The organism is Corallococcus sp. CA041A (genome assembly GCF_003612075.1).
GTDB classification, from domain to species: Bacteria; Myxococcota; Myxococcia; order Myxococcales; family Myxococcaceae; genus Corallococcus; species Corallococcus exiguus.
On record NZ_RAWF01000411.1, the window covers coordinates 1 to 5,181 of the forward strand.

7 protein-coding genes are annotated in these 5,181 nt (G+C 66.9%); 4 read left to right on the forward strand and 3 right to left on the reverse strand.

From position 1 onward, the window contains the following. Positions 1 to 96: an IS3 family transposase gene (locus tag D7V77_RS46100; protein ID WP_367303451.1), complete on the forward strand. Its 96-nt coding sequence runs from the start codon at positions 1 to 3 to the stop codon at positions 94 to 96. A 77-nt stretch (positions 97 to 173) separates the two neighbouring features. Here the strand turns inward: D7V77_RS46100 and D7V77_RS39900 are convergent, their stop codons facing one another. Continuing rightward, positions 174 to 803 (reverse strand): TetR/AcrR family transcriptional regulator, encoded by a 630-nt coding sequence (locus D7V77_RS39900; RefSeq protein WP_233597516.1) that lies wholly within the window; start codon positions 801 to 803, stop codon positions 174 to 176. Positions 804 to 899: 96 nt separating this feature from the next. On the opposite strand from D7V77_RS39900, the gene D7V77_RS39905 reads away from it, so the two are divergent. Continuing rightward, complete coding sequence (locus D7V77_RS39905) at positions 900 to 1,406, forward strand: DUF2867 domain-containing protein (RefSeq protein ID WP_158624577.1); 507 nt, start codon at positions 900 to 902, stop codon at positions 1,404 to 1,406. 160 nt (positions 1,407 to 1,566) lie between these two features. Here the strand turns inward: D7V77_RS39905 and D7V77_RS39910 are convergent, their stop codons facing one another. After that, complete coding sequence (locus D7V77_RS39910) at positions 1,567 to 2,388, reverse strand: alpha/beta fold hydrolase (RefSeq protein WP_120581435.1); 822 nt, start codon at positions 2,386 to 2,388, stop codon at positions 1,567 to 1,569. A 97-nt stretch (positions 2,389 to 2,485) separates the two neighbouring features. On the opposite strand from D7V77_RS39910, the gene D7V77_RS39915 reads away from it, so the two are divergent. Further along, on the forward strand, positions 2,486 to 2,863 hold the full coding sequence (locus D7V77_RS39915; RefSeq protein ID WP_120581433.1) for a helix-turn-helix domain-containing protein: 378 nt from the start codon (positions 2,486 to 2,488) through the stop codon (positions 2,861 to 2,863). Between the two features lie 90 nt (positions 2,864 to 2,953). On the opposite strand, the gene D7V77_RS44450 is transcribed toward D7V77_RS39915, so the two are convergent. Continuing rightward, positions 2,954 to 4,297 (reverse strand): kelch repeat-containing protein, encoded by a 1,344-nt coding sequence (locus tag D7V77_RS44450; protein ID WP_120581434.1) that lies wholly within the window; start codon positions 4,295 to 4,297, stop codon positions 2,954 to 2,956. 482 nt (positions 4,298 to 4,779) lie between these two features. Here D7V77_RS44450 and D7V77_RS39925 point away from each other — a divergent pair. Continuing rightward, on the forward strand, positions 4,780 to 5,181 hold a 402-nt coding region (locus D7V77_RS39925), incomplete at its 3' end, for a kelch repeat-containing protein (protein ID WP_304485891.1).

Sequence of the window (5,181 nt, forward strand, 5' to 3'; positions counted from 1 at the left end):
GTGTTCTACAACCGGAAGCGGCGCCACTCCGCCCTGGGCTACGTCAGCCCAGTGGAATACGAGCGGAGGGCCGCAACCAAGAGGCTGGCAGCGTAGTCAACCTGTCCACCGAACCGGAGCAGGCCCACTGAGTATTCGGTCCGGCAGAAGCAGGCAGGAAAGTGAGGCGACCCTCACACCGGCATGAGCGTCCGCACGACATGCTGCACATACTCGGTCCGGGCACGGCTCGTGCCCAGCGACTCAGGGCTGGCGATGGACAGGTGCAGCAGGCCCACATAGGTGGAGTACGCCTGGAGCGCCCACCTGCGAGCATCACGCGCCGGCAGCCCCAGCGCCCTGTAGAGCCTGGTGAGATAGTCGATGCGCAGCTGGGACACCCGCGCAAGCACCGGCTGGATGCGAGGGTCCGAAGAAGCACCAGCGACCAGGGCGACCTCGATTCTTCCATGCGCGCCCTGCTCGAAGGTCAGCTCCAGCAGCTGGCGCAAGCGCGCCCTGGGGTCCGGCAACGCCTCCAGGCGCTGAATGACCCGGGTGGTCGCCCATTCCTCCCACCGTGAGAGCGCGGCCTGGAGCACGTCCGACCGATCCTTGTAGTGCCAGTAGAAGCCGCCCTTCGTCACCCCCAGGTTGCGCGCCAGCCGCTCCACGGACAGCGAATCCACGCCATTCTCCAGGCTCCACAGCGCGGCATCCGCCCAATCCTCCGCCGACAACCCGGCCCCCCGAGGGGCCCTGCGGATGTCCTCGATGCTCCGGAAGGACGCCGGTTCGGGAACTCGGGAAGGAGTGCGGCTCATCGTCCAATCCAGTCTGGAGGCACGGGTTTCCAGCACCTCGATACGCTACCGTATCGCGATACGGTAGCGTATCGGATGGACAATGGGAGGCTCCACATGCGGGTGACGAGCAGGTCGCTGCCGGACGTTCTGCGCCCCTTCGCGCAGGGTGCGGTCCACGTGGACGTGAAAACGGTGGAATCCCAGGCCACGTTGCGCCAGTTCCTGGCAGGCCTCATGTCCTACCAGCCCGTGTGGGTGAGCGCGCTGTACCGGGTTCGCGCCGTGTTCGTGCGGCTGCTCGGGATGCGGCAGCACGGCATCCCCCAGCAGCGCCTGTCGCGGCCCGCGGACATTCCGATGACGCCGGGCAGCGCGGCCTCATTCTTCACCGTGCGCCATGCCGAGGAAGAGCACGTGTGGGTGGTGTCGGCCAAGGACACGCACCTGGAGGCCACGCTGGCGGTGGTGGTGGAGCCCGCGGAAGGCCCCCGTCGGCGCTTCCACGTGGTGACGTTGGTGCATTACCGGAACTGGGCCGGACCCGTGTACTTCAACGTCATCCGGCCCTTCCACCATCTCGTCGTTGCCCGCATGGCCCGCCACGGAGCGAGCGCCGGATGAAGCCGGCTCGCTCAAGAAATCGACGAACACGCGCGTCTTCATCGCCGGATGGGCGTCACGTCGCGACACAGTAACGCCACGCTGAAGAACCTCGGGCGCGTCCCCATGCCGCAGCAAGGGGCATCCTCAGCTTGTGGGACACGCGGGGCTTCCAGGACGCTCAGCCCTGCGTCCGGGCGAAGCCTCGCAGGAGCGCCGCGAGCGCCGCGGGTTGATCCTCGGGCAGGATGTGTGCGGCGTCGGTGAGGCGCGCGGTCTCGAGGTGGTCGCACAGCGGCGCGACTTGACGCGCGAGTGCGTCGCCGACGACGCCCCCGGCGATCGCGAGCGTTGGGACGGTCAGGCGCTCGACCTTCGCAAGGAGCTGTGCGTTTTCGGGGAGCGCGCGGTAGTGCGCGAAGGCGCAGCGGAGCGAGTCCCGGCCACGGTATGCCTCGAGGAATGCGGCGCGCGCCTCGGCGGGAAGGCCGCGCTTCGTGCCGATGGCGAAGAAGTGGTCGAGGTACGCCTCCTCGCGGCCCGAGATGACCTCCTCCGGCATGCCGGGGATCGCGTGGAACGCGAACCACCACGGTGGACGGAACGTCTCCGCGCCAGGGAGTCCACCGAGAAGCGCCTCCATGACGACGAGCTTCTTCACACGCGTGGGATGGCGCGAGGCGGCGAGAAACGCGATCGGCGCGCCGAGATCGAGGCCGATGATGACCGCGGGCTCCTTCGTGTGCGCGTCGAGCACGGCGAGCGCGTCGGCGACGAGCGTGTCGAGGTCATAGCCCGACGCCGCCCGTGTCGTGTCTCCGAGACCACGGAGGTCCGGTGCGATGACGTGATGCTCGCTGGCGAGCGCTCGCATCACGTTCCTCCATACGAACCAGGTGTGCGGAAATCCGTGAAGGAAGAGGAGCGGCGGCCCCTTGCCGGCCGATGCGACGTGGATCGCGATCCCGTTGGCCTCGACGACGTCATGCTGGAAGTCATTCATGGGCCCCACCATGTGCCTGGGGATATCTGGTATCAAGAGGATACCAGGAGGCGTTCAGGGTACTTGGATGGGACCAAGGCACCTGGAGGAAACCACGATGGCCAAACGCAAACCGAGAGGCCCCTTCGTCGCGACGTGCCCGACGCGGGAGCTGCTCGACCAACTCGCTGACAAGTGGTCGGTGCTGCTCCTGCTCGCGCTCTCCGGCGGACCGATGCGCTTCAATGCGCTGAAGCGCAAGGTGGAAGGCATCACGCAGAAGATGCTCGGACAGACGCTGCGCCGCCTTGAGCGGAATGGCCTTGTCGAGCGCCGCGTCTTCGCGACGGTCCCCGTCACGGTGGAATACGAGGTGACGCCGCTTGGCCGCTCTCTCTACGGCATCGTTGACGCCATCCGGAACTGGTCGATCGACCACATCGGCGTCGTCAAGAAGGCCCGCGAGCGCTTTGACTCAACGCATGGGGCGAAGTGAAGGCCTGTTGAGGGTGAGGGCTGAGGCAGAGGTGCCGAGGAGGCCCACAGGGTGTCGTCCGGTGACGCCCCGTGGGCCTCTGCTCGAACTTCAGTCAGAGGAGCCTTGGGGGGCCCACTCCCAGGTGTCGTTGAGATCGACGTACACGCTGTTGCTCTTCCTCTCCGCCCCTCCGAAGAGGACGACGCGCTGACGGGCCGAGTCGTACGCCAGCGCGTGGTAGGCGCGTGACCTGGGCGCAATGGCGGGTGATTTCTGCTCCCAATTCGTGCCGTCCCACTCCCAGGTGTCGTTGAGGGGCTGCCCCTGCTGCACGTCGAATCCCCCGAAGAGGACCACGCGCTGACGGGCCGAGTCGTAGACCGTCGCGAAGTCCTTGCGGATGGAGGGAACGGTGGCCGGGTGGGCCTGGCTCCATGGCGGGCTGCTCGTTGCACAGACTCCGTTCACGCAGGATTGCCCGTCGGCGCATGCCACCATCTGGGGGGAGTAGCTGCACGTTCCGGTGGACGGAGCGCAGGTGCCGGGCGTGACGTACTGCTGCGCCGTGGTGGCATCAAGACAGGTGGAGGCCGGAGACTGGTTGCAGGTGACACGCTGGCACAGGCTGACGCACGCCCCGGCCTGGCACACCGGCGCGCTCGAGCCACACGCCCCACAGGAGTTGCCTCCGCGGCCGCACTGCCCGTTGGACTGGGACGAGACGGCCACGCACGTCGTGCCGTTGCAGCAGCCATTGCAGTTGGACGCGTTGCAGGTGGGAGGCGGCGGTTCGCAGGCGCCCCCCTGGCACGGGTCGGCGGGGTCCACCTGGACGAAATACGGGTCGCTGAGGATGTGATCACAGGGGCCCATGCCGCCGCCGCAGATGGGCCAGGGCGTCCTGAGCTGGAGCGATGGGGTCCCGGAAGATTGCAGCGCGGAGGCCGGGAGCTCCACCTCCAGCGTGTCGGTGCTCCGGACCGTCGTGAGATAGGTGCTCAGGTCAAAGGAGGCCTGGGTGCCGGTGACGAAGTTGCGGCCCGTCACCGTCAAACGGATCGGCCCCTCGGGCTTCGCTTGGATTGTCCTTGGGCTGATGGCGAGGATTACCAGCCTGGGATGGGGCAGCTGCCAGGCAGAAGACACGGCTCCCTCCGCACTCCGCACGGTGATGTCATCATCGTCGTCCGACCAGATGTCCGTCGTCGCCGACAGCACGGCGGTCAGCTCCGTTTCGCTCACGAAGGTGGTCGGCAGTGACTGACCCCTCCAATACACGGCGCAGTCGTGGGTGAACCGCGAGCCGCTCACCTGCAACCGGAGCATCGTGCCGTCCACGCTCTCGAACGTCGTGGTCACGGCTTCCAACTGTGGCTGGGGACCCAGCCGGCCCTTCACCCCGGGCCCGCATGCGCTCAGCAGCCCGAGCGCCAGCGCCCACAGCATTCCCATCCAACATTGCCTCACGGAATCCCTCTCATGGCGATGAACGTGTCTCGCCGTGAAGAACCCCTGAGGGCGAAAGATTGCGCAGCGACACTCACTTGAGTCCCACCCTCAGCCGGCGGTCTCAAACGGTCGTCGCAACAGCTTGACGCAAGTCGTCAGCTCGGATGACTGAATCTTGACTCGCATGAGTCACCCAAAACCCCAGTCTGCGGGTGGGATTAGCGTATGAGCTCATACGTCTGGATGATCAGCAGTGCGATTGTATTCTTCACGCCAAGTGAGGCACCCTGGCCTTCGAAGGCCAGTCAACGGGGGGCGTGGAGACAGCCTCCATTCATGGGGATGTCATGCAAGCAATGAGAGCCGGCCGGGCTCTGCTGTTGGGGTTTTTCTGTGTTGTCGTCGGCTGTAGCAAGCCGCCCGAAGAGAAGACGCTGACTCGCAACGCGTCCCCTCTCGTGGAGGGGTGGAATGCCACGGCCGACATGGCGGAGGCGCGCAAGTACCACGCGGCGGTGGCGCTGAGCGCAGGCAAGGTGCTGGTCGCGGGTGGGTACAACGCTGGCGGGTATCTGTCCTCCGCGGCCCTTTACGACCCGGGCACGGGCACCTGGACGGCCGCGGCCCCCATGCCGGAGCCCCGGCAGGTCCTCACCGCGACGCTGCTGCCCTCGGGCATGGTGCTGGTGGCGGGCGGGGAGAACGCGACGGGCCGTCTGGCTTCCACGGCCCTCTATGACCCGGCCTCCAATGCCTGGACTTCCGCTGGCAGCTTCGCCACCGGAGTGGCACGAGACTCCCTGACGGCGACGCTGCTGCCCTCGGGCAAGGTGTTGGTGGCGGGCGGCGGGAACGGTTCGGGACCGCAAGGCAAGGTGGATGTGTAT